The sequence below is a fragment of the Nonomuraea deserti genome (assembly GCF_004348685.1).
Taxonomy (GTDB): Bacteria; Actinomycetota; Actinomycetes; order Streptosporangiales; family Streptosporangiaceae; genus Nonomuraea; species Nonomuraea deserti.
Genome location: NZ_SMKO01000004.1, coordinates 58,459 through 85,069 on the forward strand (window position 1 = coordinate 58,459; position 26,611 = coordinate 85,069).

Annotated in this window: 27 protein-coding genes and 1 pseudogene; 16 read left to right on the forward strand and 12 right to left on the reverse strand. The window is 69.0% G+C overall.

What is annotated here, in order from left to right; genetic code table 11:
• Positions 1-107 precede the first annotated feature (107 nt).
• Positions 108-551 (forward strand): hypothetical protein, encoded by a 444-nt coding sequence (locus tag E1292_RS02885; protein WP_132591684.1) that lies wholly within the window; start codon positions 108-110, stop codon positions 549-551.
• On the opposite strand, the gene E1292_RS02890 is transcribed toward E1292_RS02885, so the two are convergent.
• Both E1292_RS02890 and E1292_RS02895 read right to left on the reverse strand, forming a co-directional pair.
• The gene (locus tag E1292_RS02890) at positions 506-793 is read right to left on the reverse strand and encodes a hypothetical protein (protein ID WP_132591686.1); all 288 of its coding nucleotides are present in this window, start codon (positions 791-793) and stop codon (positions 506-508) included. The two genes, E1292_RS02885 and E1292_RS02890, sit on opposite strands and share 46 nt — an antisense overlap.
• A 217-nt stretch (positions 794-1,010) precedes the next feature.
• Positions 1,011-1,553: a site-specific integrase gene (locus E1292_RS02895; RefSeq protein WP_132591688.1), complete on the reverse strand. Its 543-nt coding sequence runs from the start codon at positions 1,551-1,553 to the stop codon at positions 1,011-1,013.
• Positions 1,554-1,628: 75 nt separating this feature from the next.
• Between E1292_RS02895 and E1292_RS02900 the strand changes: the two genes are divergently transcribed.
• From E1292_RS02900 to E1292_RS02920, 5 genes are all read left to right on the forward strand, one after another.
• A complete protein-coding gene (locus tag E1292_RS02900; protein ID WP_132591690.1) occupies positions 1,629-3,014 on the forward strand; it encodes an alpha/beta hydrolase in 1,386 nt (461 codons plus the stop codon).
• Between the two features lie 10 nt (positions 3,015-3,024).
• Positions 3,025-4,110 carry a sensor histidine kinase gene (locus tag E1292_RS02905; protein WP_132591692.1) on the forward strand — a complete coding sequence of 362 codons (1,086 nt, stop codon included), beginning with the start codon at positions 3,025-3,027 and terminating at the stop codon, positions 4,108-4,110.
• On the forward strand, positions 4,107-4,793 hold the full coding sequence (locus tag E1292_RS02910; protein WP_132591694.1) for a response regulator: 687 nt from the start codon (positions 4,107-4,109) through the stop codon (positions 4,791-4,793). The genes E1292_RS02905 and E1292_RS02910 overlap by 4 nt, the downstream gene beginning before the upstream one ends.
• A 77-nt stretch (positions 4,794-4,870) precedes the next feature.
• Positions 4,871-5,545, forward strand: coding sequence for a hypothetical protein (locus E1292_RS02915; protein ID WP_132591696.1), 675 nt, complete (start codon positions 4,871-4,873; stop codon positions 5,543-5,545).
• A gap of 69 nt (positions 5,546-5,614) precedes the next feature.
• Positions 5,615-5,950 (forward strand): FadR/GntR family transcriptional regulator, encoded by a 336-nt coding sequence (locus tag E1292_RS02920; RefSeq protein WP_220446631.1) that lies wholly within the window; start codon positions 5,615-5,617, stop codon positions 5,948-5,950.
• Between the two features lie 77 nt (positions 5,951-6,027).
• Here E1292_RS02920 and E1292_RS02925 read toward each other — a convergent pair whose 3' ends face one another.
• Genes E1292_RS02925 through E1292_RS02940 form a run of 4 tightly spaced genes read right to left on the reverse strand, consistent with a single transcriptional unit; the run spans position 6,028 to position 10,267 of the window.
• Positions 6,028-7,176 (reverse strand): mandelate racemase/muconate lactonizing enzyme family protein, encoded by a 1,149-nt coding sequence (locus E1292_RS02925; protein ID WP_220446632.1) that lies wholly within the window; start codon positions 7,174-7,176, stop codon positions 6,028-6,030.
• 25 nt (positions 7,177-7,201) lie between these two features.
• Positions 7,202-8,029 carry a carbohydrate ABC transporter permease gene (locus E1292_RS02930; protein WP_132591702.1) on the reverse strand — a complete coding sequence of 276 codons (828 nt, stop codon included), beginning with the start codon at positions 8,027-8,029 and terminating at the stop codon, positions 7,202-7,204.
• Complete coding sequence (locus E1292_RS02935) at positions 8,029-9,024, reverse strand: carbohydrate ABC transporter permease (protein WP_220446633.1); 996 nt, start codon at positions 9,022-9,024, stop codon at positions 8,029-8,031. The genes E1292_RS02930 and E1292_RS02935 overlap by 1 nt, the downstream gene beginning before the upstream one ends.
• 4 nt (positions 9,025-9,028) lie before the next feature.
• Positions 9,029-10,267 carry an ABC transporter substrate-binding protein gene (locus E1292_RS02940; RefSeq protein WP_220446634.1) on the reverse strand — a complete coding sequence of 413 codons (1,239 nt, stop codon included), beginning with the start codon at positions 10,265-10,267 and terminating at the stop codon, positions 9,029-9,031.
• A 150-nt stretch (positions 10,268-10,417) separates the two neighbouring features.
• On the opposite strand from E1292_RS02940, the gene E1292_RS02945 reads away from it, so the two are divergent.
• Positions 10,418-11,188 (forward strand): FadR/GntR family transcriptional regulator, encoded by a 771-nt coding sequence (locus E1292_RS02945; protein ID WP_132591706.1) that lies wholly within the window; start codon positions 10,418-10,420, stop codon positions 11,186-11,188.
• A 430-nt stretch (positions 11,189-11,618) separates the two neighbouring features.
• On the opposite strand, the gene E1292_RS02950 is transcribed toward E1292_RS02945, so the two are convergent.
• From E1292_RS02950 to xynC, 3 genes are all read right to left on the reverse strand, one after another.
• Positions 11,619-14,402 carry a glycosyl hydrolase family 95 catalytic domain-containing protein gene (locus E1292_RS02950; protein WP_246089885.1) on the reverse strand — a complete coding sequence of 928 codons (2,784 nt, stop codon included), beginning with the start codon at positions 14,400-14,402 and terminating at the stop codon, positions 11,619-11,621.
• Between the two features lie 140 nt (positions 14,403-14,542).
• Positions 14,543-14,689, reverse strand: coding sequence for an RICIN domain-containing protein (locus E1292_RS53390; RefSeq protein WP_246089886.1), 147 nt, complete (start codon positions 14,687-14,689; stop codon positions 14,543-14,545).
• Positions 14,686-15,990 (reverse strand): glucuronoarabinoxylan endo-1,4-beta-xylanase XynC, encoded by a 1,305-nt coding sequence (xynC, locus tag E1292_RS02960; RefSeq protein ID WP_132591712.1) that lies wholly within the window; start codon positions 15,988-15,990, stop codon positions 14,686-14,688. The genes E1292_RS53390 and xynC overlap by 4 nt, the downstream gene beginning before the upstream one ends.
• Positions 15,991-16,726: 736 nt before the next feature.
• Here xynC and E1292_RS02965 point away from each other — a divergent pair.
• The 4 genes and pseudogenes from E1292_RS02965 to E1292_RS55375 all read left to right on the forward strand — a co-directional run bounded on the left by E1292_RS02965 (position 16,727) and on the right by E1292_RS55375 (position 19,020).
• Complete coding sequence (locus E1292_RS02965) at positions 16,727-16,984, forward strand: RICIN domain-containing protein (protein ID WP_246089887.1); 258 nt, start codon at positions 16,727-16,729, stop codon at positions 16,982-16,984.
• 525 nt (positions 16,985-17,509) lie between these two features.
• The gene (locus E1292_RS53395) at positions 17,510-18,190 is read left to right on the forward strand and encodes a glycoside hydrolase family 27 protein (RefSeq protein WP_281283999.1); all 681 of its coding nucleotides are present in this window, start codon (positions 17,510-17,512) and stop codon (positions 18,188-18,190) included.
• Positions 18,085-18,552: pseudogene (locus E1292_RS55370) on the forward strand (alpha-amylase family protein); the annotation flags it as partial. The gene E1292_RS53395 and the pseudogene E1292_RS55370, both read left to right, overlap by 106 nt.
• 48 nt (positions 18,553-18,600) lie before the next feature.
• Entirely contained in the window at positions 18,601-19,020 is a 420-nt protein-coding gene (locus tag E1292_RS55375) for an RICIN domain-containing protein (RefSeq protein ID WP_342775598.1), read from the forward strand.
• A gap of 805 nt (positions 19,021-19,825) precedes the next feature.
• On the opposite strand, the gene E1292_RS02985 is transcribed toward E1292_RS55375, so the two are convergent.
• A complete protein-coding gene (locus E1292_RS02985) occupies positions 19,826-20,062 on the reverse strand; it encodes a hypothetical protein (RefSeq protein WP_132591716.1) in 237 nt (78 codons plus the stop codon).
• 561 nt (positions 20,063-20,623) lie between these two features.
• On the opposite strand from E1292_RS02985, the gene E1292_RS50795 reads away from it, so the two are divergent.
• Positions 20,624-20,794 carry a hypothetical protein gene (locus tag E1292_RS50795; protein ID WP_165974335.1) on the forward strand — a complete coding sequence of 57 codons (171 nt, stop codon included), beginning with the start codon at positions 20,624-20,626 and terminating at the stop codon, positions 20,792-20,794.
• 101 nt (positions 20,795-20,895) lie between these two features.
• Positions 20,896-22,407 (forward strand): RICIN domain-containing protein, encoded by a 1,512-nt coding sequence (locus tag E1292_RS02990; RefSeq protein ID WP_132591718.1) that lies wholly within the window; start codon positions 20,896-20,898, stop codon positions 22,405-22,407.
• A 492-nt stretch (positions 22,408-22,899) separates the two neighbouring features.
• On the opposite strand, the gene E1292_RS02995 is transcribed toward E1292_RS02990, so the two are convergent.
• Both E1292_RS02995 and E1292_RS03000 read right to left on the reverse strand, forming a co-directional pair.
• A complete protein-coding gene (locus E1292_RS02995) occupies positions 22,900-23,643 on the reverse strand; it encodes an ABC transporter permease (RefSeq protein WP_132591720.1) in 744 nt (247 codons plus the stop codon).
• Positions 23,640-24,332, reverse strand: coding sequence for an ABC transporter ATP-binding protein (locus E1292_RS03000; protein ID WP_132591722.1), 693 nt, complete (start codon positions 24,330-24,332; stop codon positions 23,640-23,642). The genes E1292_RS02995 and E1292_RS03000 overlap by 4 nt, the downstream gene beginning before the upstream one ends.
• A 114-nt stretch (positions 24,333-24,446) precedes the next feature.
• Between E1292_RS03000 and E1292_RS03005 the strand changes: the two genes are divergently transcribed.
• The 3 genes from E1292_RS03005 (at position 24,447) to E1292_RS50800 (ending at position 26,586) form a co-directional block, all read left to right on the forward strand.
• Positions 24,447-25,541, forward strand: coding sequence for a sensor histidine kinase (locus E1292_RS03005; RefSeq protein WP_132591724.1), 1,095 nt, complete (start codon positions 24,447-24,449; stop codon positions 25,539-25,541).
• Positions 25,538-26,179 (forward strand): response regulator, encoded by a 642-nt coding sequence (locus E1292_RS03010; protein ID WP_132591726.1) that lies wholly within the window; start codon positions 25,538-25,540, stop codon positions 26,177-26,179. The genes E1292_RS03005 and E1292_RS03010 overlap by 4 nt, the downstream gene beginning before the upstream one ends.
• A 257-nt stretch (positions 26,180-26,436) precedes the next feature.
• Positions 26,437-26,586: a hypothetical protein gene (locus E1292_RS50800; protein ID WP_165974336.1), complete on the forward strand. Its 150-nt coding sequence runs from the start codon at positions 26,437-26,439 to the stop codon at positions 26,584-26,586.
• The last annotated feature ends 25 nt before the right edge of the window (positions 26,587-26,611 follow it).

Sequence of the window (26,611 nt, forward strand, 5' to 3'; positions counted from 1 at the left end):
GGTATGAAGCTGCTCGCTCGTAGGGTCTTTTCATCAACGATGCGTTGCAAGGCGGCGCCTCTTTGGATGTCCGTGTCGCTGGTGTTCTGGACGATCGGAAGGGTGCGATGAAGTATTTGAAAAGGTTGGCGGTGCTGGCCCTGCCAGTAGTGGTCGCGGTGTCACTGGGTGTTCCGGCTAGTGCTGCGCCGAAAGCAGGCGACACACGTTCGGCCTCACATTCCGGCTCTTCCGCTGCTGCGAAGCTAGAGAGTTACATTTACAACGGGACCGGCCTCAGCGTCGGCGTAGCCTATCTGTTCGACAATCAGTATCTCAACGGGACCTACGACCTTCTGCTGCCGTCGGGCACGCGCACGGACACCCGTCTCGGATGGATGAAGGCCGAGGCCGTCTACATCGGCCCCGGGTATTGCGCGAGCACAGCCTTCTGGGATGACGAGTGGTGGCCTGGCACCCGCATCGTGGGACCCAGGACGTGGTATCTCGAACAAAACATCCCCGGTCAAGAGATCGCGAGGTGGGAGATCCGCTCGGTGTACCGCTGCTGATTCCGCACCTGAGCGATCAGGCCGCGCTGCCCAGCCGGCCGCGGGGGCGCCGCTTCCGGCCACGAGTCGGGCAGGGGCTCCCATAACAACCGCACCACCATGCCAGCACCGTAACTCGCGGCGAGAACCCCGCCCGGACGGCCGGACCGGCCGCCAGGACGATCGGGCAGCGCCTCGACGACGGCCCGCAGCAGGACCCCCATCACCACGACGGCGTTGCCGATGGCCACGGGCGTGACCACGCGCACGCCCCGTCGGCGGCGGAGTCGCGGTCCGGCAGTTCGGCCGCAGGCCCGGCTCGACGTGGCGACATCGCCAGTGAAGAGCGCTACGAGGATGGTCCCGCTGACAGCGATGCCGATTGCGTCCTGGCCCGGGGCCTCCCCTGACGAGTGCTCCGGTCGAGGGGGCCCCGGCCGTCCGGCGGGCGACGCCGGCCGAACTCACCTTCGAGCGGCGTCAGAAGCGCGCGGCGAAGTGTCCGGAGAATGTCCGGCCTACCGCCCTCGGTCGGCCCCGCGCGGCGGCGCGCAGTTGGCCCGCGGCGCCACATCTCGCCGCCCGAGCGACGCCCCGAAGAGGAAGGAACATGATGAGGTACTGGGCAAGGCCGGCCACACTGGTCATGCCCGTGATCGCCATGGTCGCCGCGAGCGCCGCCCCGAGCCCCGACACATCCAGCCCTAGCCCGGACACTGGTCGACCGCGCGGGCCGACAGCCGGCCGCCGCGGTAGCGGTTGAGGAACAGCGCCGGACCGTCCGCGCCCGGCCCTCCAGTCCTTGACGGCCTCGCGCACGGTGACGTCCAGCAGGAGGACCTCGCGAGAGGTCTCGCCCTTGCCGTTGCGCACGAGCACCTTGCCCTTGCCAGTTGATAGAGGCACGCCGGCGAGGTCGAGGGCGACCGACTCGACGGATCCGCAGCCCGGAGTAGAACAGCAGGCGCCCGATGCGCGGTCGCGGGCCAGCCGGCGCAGTCGGTGCAGGAACATCGCTGACATCTGCCGTCGCTCCCCGGGCAAAGATATGCAGAAAGGGGGACGCGTGGACGGGGCGGCCACGGCGATCCTTCCGGCATGAACATCGTTGCCTCACTCGTCATGGGCGCGGTCACCGCCGTCGCTCCGGTCACGGCCACGCCGCTGTCATGGCAGGACTGCGGAGACGGTCTGCAGTGCGCACAGATCGAGGTGCCGGCCGACTGGTCCCGCCGATCAGGGCAGAAGGTCACGATCGGTCTCGCCAAGCTGCCCGCCCAGGACCAGGCCGGCAAGAAGGGCGTGCTGCTGGTCAACACCGGTGGGCCCGGCGAGCAGATCGCGCTTCTCCGTCAGGCGAAGGAGTCCTTCGCAGATCTGATCAAATGGTTCGACGTGGTGATTTTCGACCCGAGAGGGTTCGGCAAGTCCAGCGTGATCAACTGTCCTATCTCCGCACCGTTCGCCACCGAGTGGGTGTTTCCGAACAACGACGCATACGACGCGTACGCTGCGAAGAACCGTGCTTTCGGGCAAGCATGCGCCAAAGAGGCCGGGCCGCTGTCGGGAAGCCTCAACTCCTGGCAGATCGCGCACGACATGGAGGCGATCAGAAAGGCCCTGGGACAGGCCAAGCTGACCTACCTGGGCAACTCGCACGGCACCGTACTCGGGCAGGCCTACGCCGAGTTGTTCCCTCGCAAGGTCGGCCGGATGTACCTCGACAGCGTCTTCGACCACACCACCCCCGACCTGCGCATCTGGCTCAGGGCACGGGCCAAGGTCCTGGAGGCCAACTTCAAGCGCTTCGCCGGCTGGTGCAGGAGCACCGCCACCTGCGCGCTGCACGACGAGGATCCGGTGGCCGTCTGGGACGAGGTGATGGCCAAGGCCCGCCGCGAGCCCATCCCCGCCCCCGAAGCCGGTCCCGGCGTACGCATCAGCGACACCCAGATCGCCTCCCGCGCCAGTTTCACCTTCGAGGCCACCTGGGAGCGCCTTGCCGCCGGGCTCGCGCTGGCGCAGGCCGGCGACGCCTCGTTCTTCGCCAAGGCGGCAGGGGCTCCGGACCCCGACCTGTCGCGCGTCATCCTCTGCGCTGATCTGCCCTATCCCGGCTACGGAAAGGTCAAGAAGCTGGAGGGCGTCCTGCGCCGCGATACGCCCCGCATCGGGTGGCGGGCCGTGTGGCCGATGGCCAACCACTGCGCCGGCCTCCCACCAACCAGGACGTACGCGCCTCACCCCATCAAGGCGCCCGGCCTACCTCCCGTGCTGGTCGCGGGCGGCGAATACGACGACAACACCCCGACCGCGGACGGCCGCCGGCTGGCCGGACAGCTTCCCGGGGCCCGCTTCCTGCCGGCCATCGGCGGGCATGCGCTCTACCTCTCCGGCCACCCGTGCGTACGCGAGCACGTGCACCGCTACCTGACCGCGGGCCAGATGCCGCCGCGCGGTGCCTCCTGCGGACCGGCGAAGTAGCGTTGCCGCTGTGTACGCCAGAGAGGGACTCCTCGTGCTCGCGGCCACGGCCGCGCTCACCGCATTCGCCATACTCGACGGCGAGCCGCCGTGGCCTGGGCTCCCCCTCCTGGCGGGTGCCGGCCTCGCCGCAGCCCTGCCCCTGACGCTGCGTGCCCGCCTTCCGCTGACAGGAGCGCTGCTGTCGGCGGCGATAGCTCTGCTCGGACTGGTGATCCCGGGCTGGCAGGGCCGGCTGGTGACCATGGTCATGTTCGGCGCGGCGGCCTTCCGCCTGCCGCGCCGCGCCTGGCTGGTGATGAGCCTGTCCATCGTCTGGACCACCGGTTACGGCCTGCTCATCCCGCAGGCGCAGGCAGGGCTTTCCGTGGTCACCGACCTGGTCATCATGGGTGTCGCTCCGGTCGCGATCGGCCTCGCCCTGCGCCTGTACGGCGAGCGGGCCGCACAGGCGGCACGGCTCGACCACGCCGAGGCCCGCCGGGCCATGGCCGAGGAACGCGCCGCGCTCGCCCGCGACGTCCACGACAGCGTGGGCCACCACCTCACCGCCATCCGCATGCAGGCCACCGCCACCCGCCGAGCGCTGCGCGGCCAGGCGCAGTCCGCCGACAAGGCGCTGGAGACCATCGCCGAGCTGTCCGCAACCGCGTTGCAGGAGGTGCGCGCCCTTCTCGACTCACTACGCGAGGCCCCCGCCGGGCCGGACCTGGAAGAGATCGAGAGCCTGGCCGAGCGGCTCTCCACCCCACGGCTGCCGATCTCGGTCCACCGCGCCGGACCCGGCACCACGCCGCCACCCGCTGTCGGCCATACGGTCTACCGCGTCGTGCAGGAAGCGCTCACCAACGCCGCCCGCCATTCCGGCGCCAGCCATGTGGACGTGCACGTGTTGTGTGACCCGGCCGCGGTGACGGTCTCGATCACCGACGACGGCCACGGCCGTGCCGGAGCGGAGGGACGGGGCATCAGAGGCATGCGGGAACGCGTGGACCAACATGGCGGCACATTCATGGCAGGCCCGGGGCAGGAGCGCGGCTGGCGGGTGGACGCCGTCGTGCCGATCCAGCCAGTTCGTGCAAGGAGAGCGGCGTGACGATTCGAGTGGTGATCGCCGATGATCAGCCGGCCGTACGTGACGCACTGCGCGTGACACTGGACGGCGAGCCCGACATCAAGGTGGTCGGTGAGGCGGCCGACGGAGCCGAAGCCGTCCACCAGACGCTGTGGTGGCGCCCCGACGTGGTGGTGCTCGACCTGCGCATGCCGTACGTCGACGGGATCTCCGCGATTCGGCAGCTGGCCGGCATGGAAGCTCCGCCGAGGATGCTCGCGCTGACCACGTTCGACACCGATGAATACCTCTTCGGGGCACTCCAGTCGGGAGCTTCGGGATTCCTGCTCAAGGACAGCGACCCTGAACTTCTCCTGGACGCGCTGCGAACGCTGCACCGCGGGCACGGGCTGGTGGACCCTCAAGTCACCACCCGGTTGATCCACCGCTTCGCGAGCCTGTCGCCCGCGTCCCCCGCCGACGCGCAACGGCGGCTCACCGCTCGTGAGCTCGAGGTGCTCCGGCACCTGGCTCGCGGGCTGAGCAACGCGCGGATAGCCCAAGCCCTGACCATCGAGGAAGGCACGGTCAAGAACCACGTCGCGAGTCTTCTGCGCAAACTCGGGCTGCCCACGCGGGTGCACGCCGTCATCTACGCCTACGAGCACGGCCTGGCCCCGCGCCACTCAGACACCCGATCTCCAAGGAGGTTCACATGCCCTTGATCCGTCGACGGGCAAGCCGCCGCCGGAGAGGCTGGTGGATCGCAGGCACGGTCACCGCGGTCCTCCTCGCCGCGGCCGTGGCGCTGACCGCGATCGCCTTCCCGTCTGTTGCGGCCACCACCTGTCCCGGCTGTTATGGCCTTGAGCGGCTCCGGCCGGGCCTGTACGCCGAACCCGGCCTGGCGCCGGCCAAGCGCCGGCACGTGGCTGAGGTCGTCGAGCAGGCGAACAAGCGGGTACGTGCCTTCTTCGGCGGACGGGCAAGCACTCCTGACATCCTCGTATGCCTGTCGGACGACTGCTACCGCAGGATCGGCGGCGGCCGGGAACGCGGCATCGCCGTACTCAACCGGTCGGTGATGCTGTCTCCGCGCGGCGTCGATCCCGTGATCGCCTCGCACGAGCTGACCCATGTGGAGCTGCACGCCCGTCTGGACGGCGCCGAAGTCCCGCAGTGGTTCGACGAGGGCCTGGCCGTTCTGGTAAGCGATGATCGCCGATACCTCGCCCCGGCCGGCGACCGCTGCCTGCGCGACTCCCGCCGACCCTTGCCGGCGACGCTCGGCGACTGGCTGGTCGCGGCATCAGCGGATCCCCATGTGTACGCCGAAGCCGCCTGCCAGGTGAGTCGTTGGGCAGGGAGGAAGGGCGGGAAAGAGGCCGTACTAACCCTCATCGAACGGTTGTCGACAGGACAGCCCTTCCCGAACCTTCGGCTGCTGGCCGCAACCACAGCTCGAGCGGCACTCTGATCGAACGACGACCGGGGTCAACGAAGGTACGTGGAAGGCGCTCAGGCGGTTCGGAGAGCTGGGGCCGGCGTGTGCCGCCACGGCTTCGAGACCGGACGCGAGGAGCTGTTCAACGAGGGCGACGACGCCTTCCACACCGCCATCGCCACGGCCTCGCACAACATGTTCCTTCAGGTCGCCGTGCGGGAGGCCCGCAGGCTGCAGGCGCAGTCGAGCCTCATCGGCCTGCGCGGCTCGGTGGGCGGGCACGCCGCCAAGGCCGTCGAAGAGCACGACGCCATCTACCAGGCCATCCGCGCCGGCGATCCCGAAGCGGCCGCCCAGGCCGCGGCCACGCACATCGACAACACCCTCGACGACTACCGCAGGGAGATCCAGCAGCGCCTCTTCTTCTCGTCCCACTGAGGCGGCCGGCCCGGACTGGTCCGGGCCGGCCGACCGGCGGACATGACCAGGCGAGCAGGCGCGGGCCGGGCTCCGGCTCATCCCGGTGACCGCGTCGGCGAGAAGTGATGGGCGACCGCCAGCAGCCGGCGTCCGGCGTGCTCCGGCCGGATGTGGGGGCCCTCGGCTGCCCTGGCGGCCGGCCGGCGGAACGCGTTGATCGCCTGCTCGTCGATCGTGACGCCGAGGCCCGGCGAGTCGCCGAGGACGAACGTGCCGTCCTCGACGTGCAGGTCGAGTGACAGTCCGAGCGGTGGGTGCAGATCCTGCAGCTCGCTGGCCAGGTGGTTCGGCACCGACGTGGCGGCGTGCAGCAGCGCGACGGGCGTGGCGCCGATCGGGCTGACCGGCAGGTCGTGGGCGTGCGCCAGCGCGGACACCCGCAGGAAGTGGGACACCCCCCAGACGACGGCCGTCTGGACGATGTCCACGGCCCCCGCGGCCAGCAGCGGGCGGAACTGCTCCAGCCCGGTGAGGTTCTCTCCCGTGGCGACGGACGCGCGGATCCCGCGACCGACGGTACCCAGGCCTTCGGCGTCCCACCGCCGCACCGGCTCTTCGATCCACGTGAGATCCAGCGTGCGTTCGAGCTCGCAGACGTGCCGGACGGCCTGCTTGCGGGTCCAAGCCTCGTTCACGTCGAGCATCAGGCCCGGCCGCGCGCCGCGCCCGGCCTCGGTCAGGACATCCCGGACCAGCGTCAGGCGACGCCGGTCGCGTTCGATGTCGAGGCCGCCCTTGATCTTGGCCGCGCGGAGCCCGTGCTGGGCGTAGACCTGGTAGACCGCGACGAGTTCGTCGTCGGTCAGGCCGATGTCGAGGCCGGAGGCGTAGGCGGGCACCCCACGATCGCGCCCGCCGAGCAGGCGCCAGAGCGGCTCACCGGCCGCCTGGGCCTTGATGTCCCACAGGGCGGTGTCGAGCGCGCCGATCGTGCCGAAGACGGCGCCGGCGTGGCCCGCCTTGAAGGTCCGCCGCAGCATGCGGTCGTAGAGCGCTGTCACGCCGCGCGGGTCCTCACCCTCGATCGCGGCGAAGACGGTCTCGATCTCCACGTGCGGCCCGAGGCCGACGCCGGTGATCCCCTCGTCGGTGTCCACCAGGACGAGCGGCACCGGGACGGCTCCGTCGGCGAAGACGCCGTTGACGTCCCCGACGGGACGGCCCCATTCCTGAACCGTCGTCATGGTGCGATACCCCGTGATCCGCATGTCAGCCTTTCGTGGAACCAGCGGTGACACCGTCAGCGATCTGCCGCTGGAGGAACAGATAGATCATCAGCACAGGTACCGCGGCTATCAGGACACCCGAGGCGAAAGTGGGAATGTCGTCGGAGTATTGCCCGCGCAGCGCGTTGACCCCGATCATGAGGGTGCGATGTTCCGGCGACGGCATCATGAGCAGGGCGATGAGCACGTCGTTCCAGCAGAACAGGGCGTCGAGGATGCCGACCGACAGCAGTGCCGGCACGCCCAGCGGAAGCATGATCCGCCGGTAAACGCCGTACACCGTGTTGCCGTCGATCCTGGCCGCGTCGACGATCTCCGCCGGGATGGTCCGGTAATGGCTCGTCATCAGGAAGACGGTGAAGGGGAGGTACTGGGCGACGTAGGCCAGGATCAGTCCCGGATAGGTGTCGATGAGCCCGCTGTCGGCCATGACCCGGGTGAGCGGGACCATGATCACCTGGAACGGGATGAACAGCCCCGCGAGACAGCCCAGGAAGATCACCGAGGACCCGCGGAACCGCAGCTGGGCCAGCGCGAAGCCCGCCATCGACCCCAGCAGGAGCAGCAGCGCCACGGCGCAGGTGACGACGACGAGCGAGTTGACGAAGTACCGCGCCATCCCGGCGCCGGTCCACGCCTCGGCGAGGTTGTCCCAGCGCAGGGAACCCGCCGGGGAGAACCGGTCGAGGATGTAGTCGCGACGGGTCTTCATCGCGACGTTGGCGGTGAACACGAGTGGATAGATCGTCGCCAGCGCGAGACCGGCCATCGGAACGGCGGCCGCCCACCTGGCCAGGCGTGCCCCGGGCATCAGTCCTGCCTTCCCGCGCGACGGAGCAGCGTGATCTGCAGGAGCCCCACCACGAGCATGACGACGAAGAGCACCGTCGAGGCGGCCGAGGCGAGCGCCGGCCGGTTCATCTGTCCCTGCTGGTGCCATATGTAGTACTCCGGCAGGTAGGTGGCCCCCTCCGGGCCTCCGCTGGTCATGACGAAGAGCAGGCCGAACATGGACGTCAGCATTCCGATCATCGTCGTCACGAACACGAACTGGATGGTGCGGGTCAGGCTCGGGATGATCACGTGCCAGATGGTCTGGCGAAGCGACGCGCCGTCCACGCGGGCGGCGTCCAGCAGCGAGGAGTCCAGGGTGCTGAAGCCCGCGAGGAACACCACCAGGGCCATCCCGAACGTCGCCCAGACGTGCACGCCGACGACCGTGAACATGGCGATGCCCGGATCGCCGAGCCAGTCGACGGGGCCGGCGCCGATCGCCCCCAAGAGGGAGTTCAACGGGCCGTCGTACCCGAGCATGAGGTTGAAGATCGCGCCGACGATCACCGGGGAGAGCACGGCCGGGAAGAAGTAGACGCTGCGGTAGACCCGATGACCCGGCACGCGCAGGTAGATGAAGGTCGCGAGCAGGCCAGGAATCGCCACCGCCAGGGGCAGCAGCAGCACCAGGAGCCCGACGTTGCGCAGCGAGATGTGGAACAGCGGGTCGCCGGCCAGCTCCAGGTAGTTGGCCGGCCCGACGGGGGTGCCGTTGAGTTCGCCGTCGCCGGTGAAGGAGAAGTTGACGCCCAGGGCCAGCGGCCACAGCCGCAGCGCCGCGATGATCAGTACGGCCGGGGCGACCAGGACGTAGGGTGCCAGGCGCTCGGCGCGCGCCTGGCGGGGGAACCGCCGGGCCTTGCGGGTGAACGGCCGGGTCGCCGCCCGGACATCTCGCCGTTTGACGCCCGCTTCCCCGGCCCGCCCCGGGTCGGCCGGGCGGGCGGACGACGACGGCCCTGCGATCCGCACGCCGTCAGCCCTTCCGGTCGGAGGCGGCCAGCTGCTCCAGAGCCTTGTCCACGGTGGTCGACCCGCTCAGGAGCTGCTGGGACAGCCTGCCCATCACGTCGAGAGTCTTGGAGGACAGCGCCACGTGCAGGGCGGGCTTGCCGGTCTTGATCTCGGAGGCGATCGTGGCGACGGCCGGGCCGGCCTGCGAGACGTCAATCGTCGTGTCGGACGCGATCGCGCCGGCCTTGCCGTAGAACGCCGTCAGAGCGTCGGTCGAGGTCAGGGACCGCACCAGATCGGCGGCCAGGTAAGGGGCCTTCGTCCACTTCGCGACCGCGTAGCCGATGCCGCCGTCGTACGGGAGGCTCGGGGCGGCCCCGTCGGTGACGACCGGAGCCTGCATGACGCCGATCTTGTCGGGCGGCAGGAACTCCTTGAAGTCGTTCCAGTGCCCGATGTCCGACATCAGGCCGATGATGTGAGCGGCCTTACCGGTCTGGAAGACCCGGAACACGTCGCTGAACATCGCGGTGGAGTTGGCGCCGTCGTTGTTCAACCCTTTGTCGCCGGCGTCCTTCCACAGCTCGAAGATCCGCTTCACGCCAGGAGAGGTCCAGTCGCGCTTGCCGGCGATCCAGTCGTCGTACTCCTGGGGTGTGAGGACGCCGGACCCGAGGCCCGACAGGAAGAACTGGATGCCGAAGCCCTCCTTGTTGCCGAGCGCGAAGCAGGTGGCCCCGGTCGCCTTCTTGATGGCGGCGCAGCCGCTGACGAACTCGCTCCAGGTCTTGGGCGGCGCGGCCGGGTCGAGGCCGGCCTGCTCGTAGAGCGCCTTGTTGTAGTAGATCGGGTGCCCCTGCAGGGTCACCGGCGCGGCGTAGACCTTGCCGTCCTTGCTGAACGCGTCCCAGCCCGCCAGCCGGCTCCTGTCCTCGGCCACGTACTGGTCCAGCGGGAGGAGCGCGTCGGCCCGGTCGCGGATCTGCCCCCCTCCGTTGAAGAGCATGACGTCGGGCCCCTTGCCAGCCTGGATCGCGGTGCCGAGCAGGGTGTAGTACTGGTCGAACGGCTGGGCGACGAACTCGACGGTTACTCCCGGGTGCCGCTTGGCGAAGTCCGCCTTGGCCTGCTCGATGTAGGCCGCGGCGACCGGTTCACCGGACTTCCAGTCCCACACCACGAGCTTCTGCTGCGCTCCTCCGGACGGGGACTCCGTCCGGGTGGCGCTCCCACAGCCCGCCACGGCCAGTGCCGCGACCACCAAAGCCGACCATAACGCTCGCTGCTTCATCGTTGCCCGCTTCCGGGGAGTGGCCGCCGGATCCGGCCGACTGCGCCCAAACGTAATTCGTATGACGTCTGACGGCAAGAGGGTGTCGCGTAGACTGCTTGCCAGGTCACCGGAGGCGATATGACGGCATCGCAGGAAACAGCCGGCAGTGTCCCGGCGCAACCCGCCTGGGTACGCCGCCCGGCGAGTCTCGCCAGAGCGGTGACGGCCGAGCTGGTGGAGCGCATCGTGCGCGGGGTGCACCCGCCGGGGACCTCGTTGCCCCCCGAGCCCGCATTGTGCGAGGCGTTCTCCGTGAGCCGCACCGTCGTGCGAGAGGCCGTGAAGATCCTGCAGGAGAAGGGGCTGGTGCAGGTCCGCCAGGGCTCCGGCACCATGGTGACCCCGCCGGCGACGTGGGACATGCTCGACGAGCTCGTCCTCACCGCGACCATCGCCGAGGACGAGAGCCTGGCGATCCTCGACGACCTCGTCGTCACGCGGCGCGTGCTGGAGTCCGACATGGCCAACGTCGCCGCCCGTCTGGCCGGGCCCGACACCATCGATCGGCTGCGCGCCCTGGTGGATCAGATGGACGGGCTCGTGGACGACCCGGTCACGTACGCCGAGAGCGACCGCGCCTTCCACGACACGATCATGCGGGCGTCGGACAACCGCATCGCGCGTGCCGTCGTGCGGTCACTGGAAGGCCAAGTCGTCAACACCGCCCGCTACCTGGGCCGGACCGAGCGGGCCCTGTGCGTGGCGTCGAACCTCGGCCACCGCCGCATCTACGAGCGCATCGCCGCCCACGATCCGGAGGGCGCCGCCAAGGCGATGTTCCAGCACATCACCGAGGCCTGGATCGTGCGCCGCAGCGGAACGGCCGACCCCGTACGCCTGCAGCGGTAGCACGACCGTCTCCGGTGCACCGGCGTGAGAGTTTGATCGCCACGGATCCGCGGTGGCCGCGGCGGCTTGTCCTGGTCAGACGGAGGGGCGGCCACGCCCGCTCGGGCGGGCGCGTTGGACGTCGAGCAGACCGAGCCTTGACAGCTCTTGTCGCGTCGGATTTGCTCCGCTGCACCATCGCCATCAGCCGCCAGAAAGAAACGAGAACCGATTGAGGCGGAACGAGTGAGCGCTGACATCGTGGCCCCGGAAAATGCACCAAGAAGCCTGGATATTCGACCGGAAGAACGCCGCGCACCGCTTCGTCCCGGCATCCCCGCATAAGAGCCGGCCGAGTGGATCCGCGCCTGACCGCCTAATCGCTGAACTCATGAGCCGGACCACCTCGCGGTGATCCCCTAATCCCGCGTTGGCTTGCCGAAAGCAGCCGTCACATCGAGGTGATGGTCCATTGATTGTTGGTGCTGGTGTTCGGCGCCCACATCGCCACGGTGGAGCCGGCGGTGCTGTTGCCCATCCCGTCCAGAGCGGTCCCCGTGCCCCGGTTGATGATCTGATAGCGCCCGTTGGCCACGGCGTTGAGGCGCCACTGCTGGTTGTTGCCGCCGTTCCAGCCGGCCTGCCGTGCGTTCGCGCCGTTCGCGGTGCTGCCCCAGCTGTCGATGACCATGCCGTTGGTGCGGTTGACGATGCGGTACCAGCCGCCGCCCAGGTCCAGAAGCTGCCACTGCAGATTGGTGCTGCCGTCGTAGGTCCACTGCTTGAGCACCGAGCCGGAGGCGACATTGCCGCCGCTGTCCAGGAGGAGGCCGGTGGTGACGTTGGCGATGCGGACGTAGGTGGTCGGTGAGGCGGACACCGTGGTGCGGTAGGTGCGGCCGGCCTGGCCGGTCAGGGTGATGACGTCCGGCTGGGGTCTGGTGACGGTGACGGTGCCGCCGGACGTGGTGTCGGTCACCTGGAGGGTTCCGGTGAACGAGCGGCTGCGGACGTTGATCGTCGCGCTGCGGTCGAAGGTGATGAGGACTTCGGTGGCCGCGCCGGAGCTCCAGGTCATGTCCACGGTGTAGCCGCCGCGTCCCCGGAGACCTTGCACCTTGCCGTTCGGCCAGGCCGCCGGCAGGGCCGGCAGCACGTGCAGCTCTCCGGTGTGGCTCTGCAGCAGCATCTCGGCGACGCCGGACGTGGCGCCGAAGTTGCCGTCGATCTGGAACGGGGGATGCAGGTCGAACATGTTCGGCGCGAGCCGGTCCGTGCGTACCAGGAGGCGGAGCAGCGCGTGCGCCCGGCTGCCCTCCTCCAGGCGCGCCCAGTAGTTGATCTTCCAGGCGAGCGACCATCCGGTGCCGTCGTCGCCGCGCAGTTCGAGGGTGCGCCGGGCGGCGGTGTACAGCGCCGGGGTGCCGCGTCTGGTGATCTGGTTGCTGGGGTGCAGGCCGTAGAGGTGGGAGACGTGCCGGTGGTCGGTCTCGGGCTCGATCCAGTCGTACAGCCACTCCTGTATGTTGCCGCGAGAGCCGGTCCTCATCGGGGGGAGCCGGTCCCGGGCGGCCAGGACCCGCGTCCGGAAGTCGGCGTCGGTGCCGAGCGCCTGAGCGGCCTGGGCGCAGCCGTTGAACAGGTCACGCAGGATCTGGTTGTCCATCGTGGGGCCGGCGCAGACGCTGACGCCCGAGTGGTGCGCCAGTTCCGGCGAGTTCGACGGGTTCGTGACCAGATAGCGCAGGCTCGGCTCCTCGACGAGGGTCTCGAGGAAGAACTGCGCGGCGCCCTTCATGGCCGGGTAGTACTGCCGGAGGAACTCAAGGTCGCCGGTGAAGGTGTAGTGGTCCCAGACGAGGGTGGCCAGCCACGCGCCGCCGGTCTGCCACATGCCCCAGAACGCGCCGTCCACGACCGACGTCCCCCGCCATGCGTCGGTGTTGTGGTGGGTCACCCAGCCGCCGGCGTTGTACTGCACCCGGGCCGTGCGGGCGCCGCTGACCGTGAGGTCGTTGATCATCGTGAACACCGGCTCGTAGCATTCCGCCAGGTTCGTGGTGTCGGCCGGCCAGTAGTTCATCGGCAGGTTGGCGTTGATGGTGTATTTGGAGTCCCACGCCGGCGTCAGCGAATCGTTCCAGATGCCCTGCAGGTTGGCCGGTTGGGTGCCCGGCCGCGAGGAGGAGATCAGCAAGTAGCGTCCGAACTGGAACAGCAGCGCGGCGAACTGCGGGTCGTCGGTGCTCGCGTGCTGCGCGATCCGCACGTCGGTCGGTTGGTCGGCGGCCGCGGTGCGGCCGAGGTCGAGCGTCGTGCGCCGGAACAGCCGCTGGTAGTCGGCGACGTGCCGGCTGCGCAGGTCGTCGTACGCCCTGCCGGCCGCGGCGTCGAGATGGCGCCGGGCGATGCCCTGGTAGTCGCCGCTGACGTCGCGGAAGCTGAGGTAGCTGGAGCCGATGGAGATCAGCACCGTCACGCTGTCAGCGTTGCGCACCTGCAGCGTGCCGCCGGAACTGCTGACGCTGCCGCCCTCGGCGACGGCCCGGGCCAGGGCGAGGAACCTGACGGAGCCGGCCACGCCTTCCATGTCGCCCGAGATGCCGTCGAGCGCCACGGTGGTCCCGTCCAGGCTGGTGCGCGTCGTCCGCTGCGGGCTGGCGAACGTCGCGGAGAACGTGATCGAGCCGGGCCTGTCGGCGGTCAGGCGGATGGCGATCACCTGGTCCGGGGCGCTCGCCAGCGCCTCGCGCCGGTACCGCACGCCGTTCTGCAGGTAGGACACGGCCGTGGTGGCCGTGGTGAGGTCCAGGTAACGGTTGTACTCCGAGACGCCGGCGGTGCTGCCGAAGGTGAGGCGCAGGTCGCCGACGGTCTGGTAGGCCAGTTGGCCGACCGGGGTGCCGCGCATGTTCTGGTCGATCAGGGTCTGGGCCTGGTTCCACTGGTTCTGGAAGACCAGTTGCCGGATCTGCCCCAGCGCCGCCGCCCCCCGGGGGTTGCTCTGGTCGTAGGGCCCGCCCGCCCAGACGGTATCCTCGTTGAGCTGCAGCCGCTCGGTGTCGGCGTTGCCGAACACCATGGCGCCCAGGCGGCCGTTGCCGATCGGCAGCGCTCTCAGCCAGTCCGTGCCGGCGCTCTCGTCGTACCACAGGGCCAGGTCGTTCGCGGCGCGCACCTCCGCAGGAGGCGCCGAGGCGGCCCGGGCGGCAGCCGTCCAGGACAGCGGCAACATCGCGGCTCCGGCACCGACCGTGCCGAATCTCAGTACTTGCCTTCGCGATAAATCGGACATGTCGCTTCTCGTTCCCTAGAGGGTCGCGGCCGGCGCAGGCGTGCGAGTGGCGCGGCCTGTCAGCCGGCTCGGACGAGCTGTCATTGCTGGTTGGCGCCGTTCCAGTCGTCGTACCGGACGATGTTGGCGCCGTCGGTGGTGGAGGCGCCCTGGACGTGCAGGGCCTTGTTGCTGTTGCGACTGACCAGGACGTACCAGGCGCCGATCCCGCCGGGAGTGCCGGTCACCCGGTCACGAAGGTGGTCACGCTGCGGGCGGGGAGCGTGGCGGTGAAGGAGCCGTTCGACACGCCGGTCGCGCCCTGGGGAGCGACGTTCCTGCTCGCGTCCGTCAGCCAGGACGAGACGCTGGACGCGGTGACGTTCGCCAGGGCGAACTGCTGGCTCACCTCGGAGGTCGCCTTGTTGACGGCGACGATGACGACCGTGGAGTCACCGCCCCGGTACGCCGAGACGTAGACGTTCGACGCCGGGTTCGCCGTGGCCTCGACGCGCACGTATCCGGGGCGGACGAACCTGGCGAAGTGCGCCATGCAAGCGCCCCGCTTGCTGATCTGGCCGTCCTCCCGCATGGGGCCGTAACCGCGCCGGATGTACCACCAGACGTACGCCTGGAACTCGGCGTCCACCATCGCGTGGTGGAGGTGCCGCCCCACGTCGAGCGCCTGCGGCCAGAGATCCGCCGAGTCGCTGCTGTTGGGGTGGTACACCTCGGTCATCCAGAGCTCCTTGCCCGCGCCCTTCTGCTTGAAGAGGGGGTAGGGAAAATTCGCGTACGGCGTGCCGTAGAGGTGGGCCCCGATGATGTCCACGTTGGCGAGCGCCGCGGAGTCGTTCAGGATCGGGTCCGACATGTTCTTCAGGTACTGGAAGGATTCGGGCGCGATCACCCTGGTGCTGATCGGGCCGGCGTTCTCCCGCAGGAAGCGGACCATCTCGGCGGGGGTCCACCACGTCCACTCGTGCGCGTAGTCGGGCTCGTTCTGCACCGAGATGCCGTACAGGGTGACCCCGTTGTTCCGCAGGTGCGCGGTGAAGTCGTTCAGGTGCCGGGCATAGGCGCCGTACATGTCGTACCGCAGGCGTCTGGCGTTGGTCTGGCTGCCGCGGACGAAGGTCTCGACCATGTGGGCGGGCGGATTCCACGGCGACGCGATGACGGTCGCCCCGAGCTCGGCCGCGCGCCGCGCCGTGGCCAGGTCGCGGCTCCAGTCCGCCTGGTTCTCGGGGACGGGGATGCGCAGCACGGAGAACCCCAGGCGGCCCTCTCCGGTGCCGAACGCCGTGTCGCGCTGGGCGGCCGTCAGGTCGCCGATCCAGGCCGCGTGGGCCATGCCGCCGAAGCCGCGGATCGTCTGCCGCCGGGCCGACGGATCGATGACCGCCGTGGCGGCCGCCGCGAACGCCGCTGCGGGCGAGGCCCGCGTCACGGCGGCGATGACCGGCAGGGGCCCCATGGCGGCCAGCGCGCTTCTCCGGCTCAGCCGCGTTCGGTCCCTGCTTCCGGGGTCGTTCGGACCATGCGTCATGTCTACTCCTTCGGCTGCCGGCGCTGATCCGCGCCCTCTGGCCCGTCGGCTCAGGGGCCGCGGGCGACATCGGCGATGGGGAGTGCTTCCGCCCAGGTACGGCTCTCGTCCGTGGTCCTCTGTGACGGGAGGTGGTGGTGAACGATGTTTCGGCCGACTTCCTGGAGGAAAGTAAAGGCCCCTGACGCGGCTCGTCAACCGTTCGCCGGAAGAAACTTAACCAAGATCGAACCCGTTCGCACGGCGACCGCGGCCCGGTGCCGCTTTCGATGCGGAAGGTGCCGCGCGCTCCACCGATGCGCTCCTTTCGCGAGGTCAGGAACGGCACGGCGCCGTCCGGACCGGTCTGAGCGAAAGAGCACGAACCGGTCTCGGCGACTAATAGGACCCGCCGCATGGGCAGAGCCGGCACACCGACGCGGGTACGACCCTCGGCAACTTAACTTCGAATCTCTCGCAAGTTATCTGTTGGCAGGGGTGACTTCTGTGAAACTTTCACATGCACGGGCGGTGCGTCGTGATCTCCATGGAAACGAAAATCCAGGCGAGAAGGCGTTCCGGCGGCAGCGCCGGGGTCGGCAGGAGCTCCCCGCGTTGACGCCAGGTCGACCGTCGGATGTACTCCGCGACAACGCCCTCACCCGAGGAGGCCCGTGTAGCCCCGTACCGCCTATTGTTAGCGCTAACAATAGGCTTCGACGAGTTGTTTGCGCTAACTCACCGTCTGGAGGTTCCTGTGAGACGCGTGCTCGCGGTTCTCGCGTCCCTGCTGTTCGTGGGCGTGTCACTCATCCCCCAGGCGTCGGCCGCGACGGTCGGCACCAACGCCTGGTACGTCCTGGTCAACCGCAACAGCGGCAAGGTCCTGGACGTCCACAACCTCTCGACCGCTGACGGCGGCCGCATCACCCACTGGGCCCGCAACAACCAGAACCAGCAGCAGTCGCCTGGGCCTCCCGGGTCGAGACCGAACCGTCTGTCGAGGGCGGCATGAACGTGGGCTTCATCGAGAACGGCGACTACCTCAAGGTCAAGGGTGTTGCCTTCGGCGACGGCCCCTCCTGACCTGGCAGGGCGGGTTCCAGGGTGAGGCGACCGTGCGTGCGGGCGACTTGTCGATCACCGGCTGTACCGCCAGCTGGGCCTGGCCGGGGACGCAGAGCATCACCCAGATCTGGGGCGGCGTGCGCTCCGGCTCCGGCGGAACGTGACGGTCCGCAACGAGTCGTGGAACGGCTCGCTCGCGGCCGGCGCGAGCACCACCCTCGGCTTCACCGCTGGCGGCGGCGCGGCCACCCCCGGCGATCACCTGCGCCTGACCGCCGGGGTCGGGGGACGGACCGCGGTCCGTCCCCCGAGCCCACCTCCGACCCATTGAGGAGAGACATCGATGAGCAGGAAACGAACGCCCTTCTCCCTCGTCCTGACCGTGATGCTGGCCCTGACGGCGGGGGCCGCCGCGGTCGGCTCGCCCCTGCCAGCGCAGGCGCTGGACAACGGCGTGGGCCGTACCCCGCCGATGGGGTGGAACACCTGGAACACCTTCGGCTGCGACATCAACGAAACGCTGATCAAGCAGACGGCCGACGCGCTCGTCAGCTCCGGCATGCGCGACCTGGGATACCAGTACGTCGTGGTCGACGACTGCTGGTTCGATCCCGACCGCGACCCGGCCGGAAACCTCCAGGCCAACCCGTCCCGGTTCCCGGGCGGCATGAAGGCGCTCGGCGACTACCTGCACGCCAGGGGCCTGAAGTTCGGCCTCTACCAGGCGCCGCTGGACCGGACCTGCGCCCAGTACTTCGGCGCCTACCCGGGCGCGACCGGCAGCCTGGGGCACGAGGTCCAGGACGCCCGCCAGTTCGCCGCCTGGGGTGTCGACTATCTCAAGTACGACTGGTGCTCACCCACCGGCACCATAGACGATCAGGTGCGCACCTTCGCGAAGATGCGGGACGCGCTGGCGGCGACCGGCCGGCCGATCCTCTACAGCATCAATCCCAACAGCATTCACGACAAGACCGGCCCGCAGCGAGTTGGGGCGACGTCGCCAACATCTGGCGCACGACCGAGGACATCACCAACGCCTGGAACACGGGTCAGACCAACGGCTACCCGATGGGCATCCAGAACATCGTCGACGTCAACGTCCCTCTCGCGGGCAACGCCAGGCCGGGGCAGTTCAACGACCCCGACATGATGGTCGTCGGCCGGGGCGGCATGAACGACACCGAGATGCGCAGCCACTTCGCCCTCTGGGCCATCATGGCGGCCCCCCTGATCGCCGGGAACGACGTCCGGAACATGGGCAACGCGACCGCGACGATCATGAAGAACCGGAATCTGATCGCCGTCAACCAGGACCCGCTCGGCCTCCAAGCCATCCAGATCAGCAACGACGGAACCCGCCGCGTTCTGGCCAAGCGGCTGAGCAACGGCGACGTCGCGGTCGCGCTCTTCAACCAGGGCGGCAGCACCACCACGATCAGCACCACCGCATCCGCGATCGGCCTGACCGGCGGCACGTTCACGCTCCGTGACGCCTGGACGAACGCCGTCACCACGACGACCGGAAGCATCTCGGCGAGCGTCCCGTCCCACGGCACCGCCGTGTTCCGGGTCAGCGGCGGCACCGCCACCCCGCCGACCACCCGCATCCAGGGGGCCGGCTCCGGCAGGTGCCTCGACGTGAACGGCGCCTCCCAAGCCAACGGCACCCCAGTGGTGATCTGGGACTGCCACGACCAGGACAATCAGCAGTGGACCTCCACCACCGCTGGGGAACTACGCGTCTACGGCACCAAGTGCCTGGACGTCAACAACGCCGGCACCGCCGACGGCACCGCCGTCATCACGTGGGACTGCAACGGTCAGAGCAACCAGAAATGGCGCTTCAACACCGACGGCAGCATCACCGCCGTCGGCGCGAACAAATGCCTGGACGTGGCCGGCAACGCCACGGCCAACGGCACCAAGCTCCAGATCTGGACCTGCACCGGCGCGGCCAACCAGCGTTGGTCCCGGATATAGGGACCGCTCGTGGGGCGGGGCTGCCGCGGACCGTGACCGTCACGCGGTGGCCGGCGCACCGGGTCTCCGCCACCGCGGTCACGTTCAGCGGCGGCGCGGCGGCCTTGAGCGCGTCGGCCTGGCGCACCCAGGTACGGATCGCCTGCGCGGACGGCTGGACTCCGACGGCGGCCGCGCCGAAGGTCTCCGCTCCGCGCGGCGGGCACGTCACGCTCGCCGCGGCTGCCGATGCCTTCCTGGCCACCCCGCGCACGGCCAACCCCAACACCCACCGTGCCAGCTCGACGTCGCCCGGCACGTACGCCGCCGGTGCAGCACTGTGGCGTCGGCCAGCGGGGCGCAGCCGAGCAGCTCGGCCCGGCCGGAGTCGGCCACACGGCGGGCGTCGCGGCACCACGCTGACCAGTTGCCGGCCGGGGTCGACGTCGCGCTGTCGGATGCCGAGCAACTCCGAGGCTCGTACCCCGGGGAGATCCAGGAGGCTGCGGCTTTCAGCCACGAATCGCCATAAGGCCGATCCGGCGAAACAATTTCAACGTCGCCAGTTCCCGCACCCAGCCCGGGGCAAGAGAAAAGAGCCGGAGCGGTCGTTCGGGGGGACGGCCGTTCCGGCCCGCCCGGCGCCCGGCGGCGGTCAGGCCGGGCGGGTGATTCCACTCGGACGAAAATCAGACATCGCCGACTCCAGTATTCCTCCGTGACAGCGCGGCCGGGCTCTGGCCGTCTTGGAGGTCGCCGAAGTCGAGAACGGCAGAGAAACCGCCGCGAGTTCGCCTGATGCGTTTCCGTACGGCACCTCGCGGCGTCATCCTGCCAGTCGTCGGCGCAGGAAGTCCTTGCCCTGCTCGGCTCCCTTGCGACTTTCGGCCTGAGCACGGCGGAAGAACTCGGTCAGCTCTCCATCTCCGGCTCGCTCGGCGTCGGCGATGTAGTTCTCCAGCCGCAGCACGTTGCTCAGGCACTGCTCGACGAACCAGATCAGGTTGTAGTCCTTGTCCTTGGTTCCGGTGACACTGCCGGTCTCCTGCTGTGTCGGATCCATGTGCTTTTCCTCGCCTTGGACGGTCGGTTGCCTTGCGTCGGCCGGCGCACTCGTACGGCCGGTCCGCTCTGTCCTTTCCCGGAAAATGCGCTCCATGCCCCGTGCAGGAGTATGCGCGCATAAAGCTCGGCCGGTAGAAGGATCTCCCTGATCTACTTCGCTCTTGCCTTGTCTGACGACACGACACCGATCGTCGACACGGGCAGCTCGGCGCACCAGGCGGTGAAGGCCGATCCCGGCCGCGACGGCCATTGACGCCCGGCGTCGCGCTGACAATACCGCCGCCCGCAGGCCATGACATCGTCGACCGCTTGCTCATTTCCCGGTCCGTCGGCGAGCTTCGGGCGAAAACTTCGACCCCGTCGCCCCCTGCCGCCCTGAAGATCAACCATTCACGAACGAGTGGGTATTGACCGACTCGATGTGAGCGAACACACTGATTTGACGCCGACGTAACTGACTGCCTCCCCATGCATAACGGGTTGAACGTTTGGCGCACCGGCCATCATCCAACGCCCTTCCGGACGGACCAGCATGAATGTTAGCGCTACCATTCCATTGGTGAATGAACTGACCCGTGACGCAAGCAGTGGAGCCGCACCCAGTTTTGAGTCACAGGTGGCCACCAACCAGTCCGAAGGCGTGAACCGGGCGGACTGGCGAGACAACTTCGTCAACGGCGTGCTCTACGTGTCCGAACTGAGCATGTCCCACAGCCGCCGCTCCTGCTGATGGAGCAGCACGATGCGCACGGCCCGGACACTGCATCAGCAACATGACGTCCGCAAGTGAGGGTTCGACCCAGGAACCTGAATCTAGTGATTGGACATTCCATGACACTGACCACGGCGTCTGACAATTACCCATCAGGACCGTCGCCGAGCACCCACTCGTCGCGCCGATTTCTGATCGCCCTTGTGGTGACCGCGCTCACCGCAACGGCAAGCCTCCTCGTCTCCGAGTCGCCGGCCAATGCCGCCACCCGCCAATTCCGAGGCATGAACTGGGCCGTGCTGGGTGACAACTTCAGCACCGGCACGCTCGTCGTCCAGGGCCTCCGCCAGTCCGACAGCAACGCGACAGTACGGGCCAAGGCCAACGCCCTCTACGACGACATGGCCTCCACCATGGGGATCAACACCGTCCGACTGCCTATCAACACCCACACCGTGGCCAACACGACCTGGTGGAACGCCTACCGCGGCGCCATTGACGCCGCCACCGCCCGCGGATTCAAGGTCATCCTCGCCTACTGGGAGGACGGCGCCGCCTCCGGCGGCAAGATCACCAACATCGCCGCATGGAACACGATGTGGTCCAGCGTGACCAACACGTACGGCTCGAACAGCAACGTCTACTTCGAACCGATGAACGAGCCGCACGGCTACACATCGGCGGAATGGCGCAACGTCGCAGCGAACTGGCTCAGCTATCACACCTCGGCAGTGCCCGGCCGGGTGCTCATCGGCGGCACCGGCTACAGCCAGGACCTGCGGGACCTCTGCAACGACAGCCGCTTCAACTCGACGCTGCTGTCCTTCCACCACTACGCCTTCTTCTACGACGCGATGACCTACGACGCCTTCCGAAGCCACATTCACACGCGTCTGGGCAACTGCGCCTCCCGCGCGGTCGCCACCGAGTTCGGCGCGCCGATGTCCACCGGCCTCAACTACGGCGACGCGAACAGCACCGACAACTTCGTGCGCCACATCCGCGCCATGGCCCAGGTCATGCGTGACAACCAAATGGGCGGCACCTACTGGCCCGCCCTCGGCGGCAAGCCGGGCGACATCGGCTACGACTGGTACTCGATGTACGCCCTGAGCGGCAGCGGCACCAATCTCAACTTGACCGTCCGCAACACCTCCGGCGCTGACCGGATCCGGTATGCCTGGGGCGACACGATCGGCGGCGACTCCACCTACAGGATCAACGTGCGCCACAGCGGCAAGGCCATGGACGTCCAACAACCGAACACCGACAACGGTGCGCGCGTCGGCCAGTACACGTACGGCGGCAACGCGTGGCAGCAGTGGCAGTTCCAGGACGCCGGCAGCGGCTACTGGCGCATCATCAGCCGCCACAGCGGAAAGTGCCTCGACGTGGTGAGCGCTTCAACCGCCGACGGTGCCGAGCTCATCCAGTACACCTGTGGCACCGGCACCAACCAGCAGTTCCAGATGGTCGCCAACGGCAGCTACTTCCAGCTCCGGGCACGACACAGCAGCAAATGCGTGGACGTACCGTCCGCATCGACCGCGGACGGCGTGATCCTCAAGCAGTATCCGTGCAACACCGGCACCAACCAGCAGTGGTCGCGCACGGCGGTCGACGTTACCTAGACACCCGCGGCTCACCCGCCAGGCGACAGGCGCGGCCGAGCTTCTCCGAAGATCCACGCCGCAGCCCCGATCGGCTCCTGGATCCTGTAGGAGGGGGCGCCAACGTCAGAGAGGTCGTTGTGGTTGTTGGAGAACGTACGGGCGCAGCCCGTGCCTTTAAGGTGTCATGGGGATAGCTTTTACGCTCCGACCGCCTTTACAAAGTAAGTTCCGACGTACGGTCGGCATACGGTGTCGCGCATGCGCCGAGGCCAGGCCCTTCTGCGTGCCCTCGATCGGCTAGCGGATGAACTCGGCAGGGCGGCGAACGCCCCGGCGGCCCGTCGGCAGCGCGCGTCACCTTCAGGAGTCGCCTGCACGGATGCCCGCACTCGTGTGCGCGCTGCGAGTCTCGGCGGTTCAGGCTCCTGTGGTTGCCCGCTCGGGATGGCTGTCGATGTGGCGCTTGTCGCAGGCGGTGCGGCGGTCCGGCTCGGACAGGCTGGTGCGTGTTCAGGTGACGTCGCGGCGCAGAGTGACCAGCCGGGCCGCGAGGACGGTTGCGGCGACGTAGGCGACGAACAGCAGTCCCCCGGCCCAGGCCGGTAGGAGCGCTCCGGCCTGCATGTGCATGCCGCTCAGCGCGCGGGCCGCGCCCGTGGGCAGCCAGCGCCCGATGTCAGGCGCCAGCGACGAGAGCAGGTAGTCCCCGTACATGAACCACAGCAGGGCCACGACCAGCGCCACCGCCTGGTTGCGGATGAGCGCGCCGAGCCCCACGCCCAGCAGCGCGTACGCTGTCGTGCTCAGCACCGCGCCGAGCAGGACGAGCGGAACGCCGGGGGTCAGCACCGGCAGCCCGCGCACGGCAAGCAGCGCCGCCCCCGAAACCAGCGTGGCAAGTGCCGACACGCACGCGACGGCCAGTCCGACGAGCCCCCAGGCCACCAGCTTGGCGGTCACCACCCGGCTCCTGACCGGAGTGGTCAGGAACGTCCAGGTGATCGTCTGGTGACGGTACTCGCCGGTCATCGCGAGCACCCCGAGGATCAGCGTGAACACGTACGCCTGCTGGGCCATGGCGTAGACGTTCTCTACCCGCGAGGCCGCAGGCAGCGCATCGAGGCCGTCGAAGACCAGGGCCTGCAGGGTCGCCCACAGCACGCAGGTGATGGGCGCGATCACGGCGAGGGCCGGGCCGGTACGGCTTGCGCGTGCCTTGACCAACTCGGCACGAACGAGCGGGTTGCGAATCATCGGGTCGCCTCCAGGTAGAGGTTTTCCAGGTCTGTGGAGTCGGGGGTGAGCTCCGCCTGCCGTACCAGCCGACCGGCCGAGATGATCAGAGCACGGCCGGCGATGCGCTCGATCTCGGCCAGCACGTGCGTGGACACCAGGACGGCCCGCCCTTCGTGCGCGTAGGCGCGCAGGAACCCGCGCAGCCATGCGATCCCCCGGGGGTCCAGCCCGTTGGCGGGTTCGTCGAGGATGAGAATCTCCGGGTCGCCGAGCAGCGCGCTGGCGATCGCCAGCCGCTGGCGCATGCCGAGGGAGAAGCCGCCGATCTTGCGGTCGGCCGCACGGGTCAGATCGACCTGGTCCAGGACCAGGTCCACGCGGGCCGGTGCCAGGCCGGCGGCCGTGCGCAGCACGTCGAGGTGAGCGCGGGCGGACAGGCCGGGGTGGAAGGCGGTCGCTTCCAGTACCGCGCCGACTTTGGTGATCGGGCTGGTCAGCTGGATGTATGGCGTGCGCCCGATCATCGCCGTGCCCGCTGTGGGGGCGACCAGCCCGAGGATCATACGCAGGGTGGTCGTCTTCCCCGCGCCGTTGGGTCCGAGGAAGGCGGTGACCGCGCCCGGCTCGACGGTGAATGACACCTCGTCGACCGCGCGGACCGCGCCGAACGACTTGCTCAGGTTGTTGACGGTTATCGCTGTTGCCATGGTACGGAGCGTGGCCTGTGGCGGGCGGGAGATTCATGGCCGCGTGGGTGGATATGGCGGTCTCCACCGTGGGGTGGATGGCTCCGCCCGCGGGGTGTGGCTACCGTTGCCAGTGTGTCCCTCCTGCGCCGTCCCCTCGTTCGCGCGGCGTTCCGCGCCCTGGTGGTGTCGTACCTGCTGGTCGGGTCGGTGTCCGCCGTGGTGAACGCGTGGCCGAGGCCAGGCTGGGCTGTCGGGGTCGGGGTGCTTGTGCTCTCAGCGATCACTTTCGCCGTGTGCGTGCGCGGTGCGGTGCTTTCCGGCCCCGGCCATCTGCTGCCGCTGGCCCTGGTGGGCGGCCTGGCGATGCACGCCGTGGCCCCCTACAGCGGCCTCGCGGTGCTGTATGTGGTCGTCTACGCCGCACCGTACCGGCTGCCGCTGAGGTGGGCGGCGGCGTTCGTGGCCGCTGACATCGGCGGGACAACCCTGGTGTCGCTTCTGCTCCGTTTGCCCGTCCCGGAGACATTCGGAACCACGATGGGGCTCTGCTACAGCGCAATCCTGGCCTTCCTGCTGCGCCAGCTCACGCTGAGCAGGGAGTTGGCCGAGTCGCGGGCCCGCGAGTCCGCCCAGGCCGAGCGCGCCCACCTGGCCAGGGAGATCCACGACATCCTGGCCCATGCCCAGTCGGCGCAGATCGTCCACCTGGAGGGTGCGCGGCTGTTACTGGAGCGCGGCGACGTGCCCACCGCCCTGGATCGGGTCAACCGCGCCGTACGGCTGGCCCGCAGCGGCCTGGAGGAGACCAAGCGGGCCTTGGAGGCGCTGCGCGGCCAGGACATACGGCTGTTGGAACTCCTGGAACGGCTGGCCGTGGAGCACCGTTCGGCCGGCGGCGCGCTGTGTGAGGTGGAGGTCAGCGGCGACGTTTCCGCCCTGCCCGCCGGCGCCCGCCTGGCGGTGGCCCGCACGGCGCAGGAGGCACTGACCAACGTGCGCAAACACGCGCCCGGCGCGGCGGTCACGGTCACCTTGCGCAACCTCGGCGGCTGGTGCGAGCTGAAGGTCCGCGACGACGGCGGCGCGGCGCCGGCGCAGGACGGCGCCGGTTACGGCCTGGTCGGCATGCGGGAACGCGCCGAGCTGCTCGGCGGCTCGCTCACCACCGGCCCGGAGGGCGACGGCTTCCGTGTCCTGCTGCGGCTGCCCGCGGGGGCGGCGTCGTGACCGTGCGGGTGCTGGTGGCCGACGACCAGACCGTGGTCAGGGAAGGCTTGGTGCTGCTGCTCGCCTTGCTGCCCGATGTGGAGGTCGCGGGCACGGCCGCCGACGGCGAGCAGGCGGTACGGCTGGCCGCTTCGGAAACCCCCGACGTGGTGCTGATGGACCTGCGGATGCCCAGGATGGACGGAGTGGAGGCGACCCGCAGGATCCGCGCCTGCCATCCCGGCATCCAGGTGGTGGTGCTGACGACCTACTCCGACGACGAATCGGTGTTCGCCGCGCTGCGCGCCGGGGCACGCGGCTACCTGACCAAGGACACCGACGCCGAGACCCTGGCCAGGGCCATCGCCACCGTGTCCGGTGGGCAGGCGCACTTCGATCCCGAGGTGCAGCGGCGACTGGCCGAGGAGGTCGCCGGGCGGGCCCACCGATCCAGCGATTCCCCCGACGGCCTGACTCCGCGCGAGGCCGAGGTACTGCGGCTGATCGCGGCGGGCAAGTCCAACGCGGAGATCGCCGGTGAGCTGTTCATCTCGGCGGCCACCGTCAAGACACACATCAACAACCTGTTCGCCAAGGCGGGCCTGCGAGACCGCGCCCAGGCTGTTACCTATGCCTACCGTCACGGCCTGGAAGGGTGAGCTCGGCGTCCGAGGGTGACCTCCAGTCCGGGGGCGCTCAGAGCTGGATTTCCAGCGCTCGTTCGCCTCCAACACGTTGCGCGGCGTTAGGAGGGATGCCGCCTACGTCGTCGGCCCGCTGGCCGCTCACGTGCGGGACGCCACCACCCAAGCCGGTCCCTGACCAGCTGCTTCGATACTCGGCTAATTTGACAAACCTCTAAGCAGTGGCGCATGATGGCTTCTACTTAGATGGCCTTCTATTCAGGAGGTGCGCGATGCGCGCTCTGTTCACCCGCCTGCGCCGGACTGCCTCGCCCACCTCGGGCGTCACCTTCGACGAGAGGTCCGCTCAGGTGTGCGACACCGCCTGCCGCGCCAGCGCCGCCGTCGAGCGCGCCCGCACCTTCACCCTGTCGCACCGCTAACCCACCCGCCCACCTGGAGAGCAAG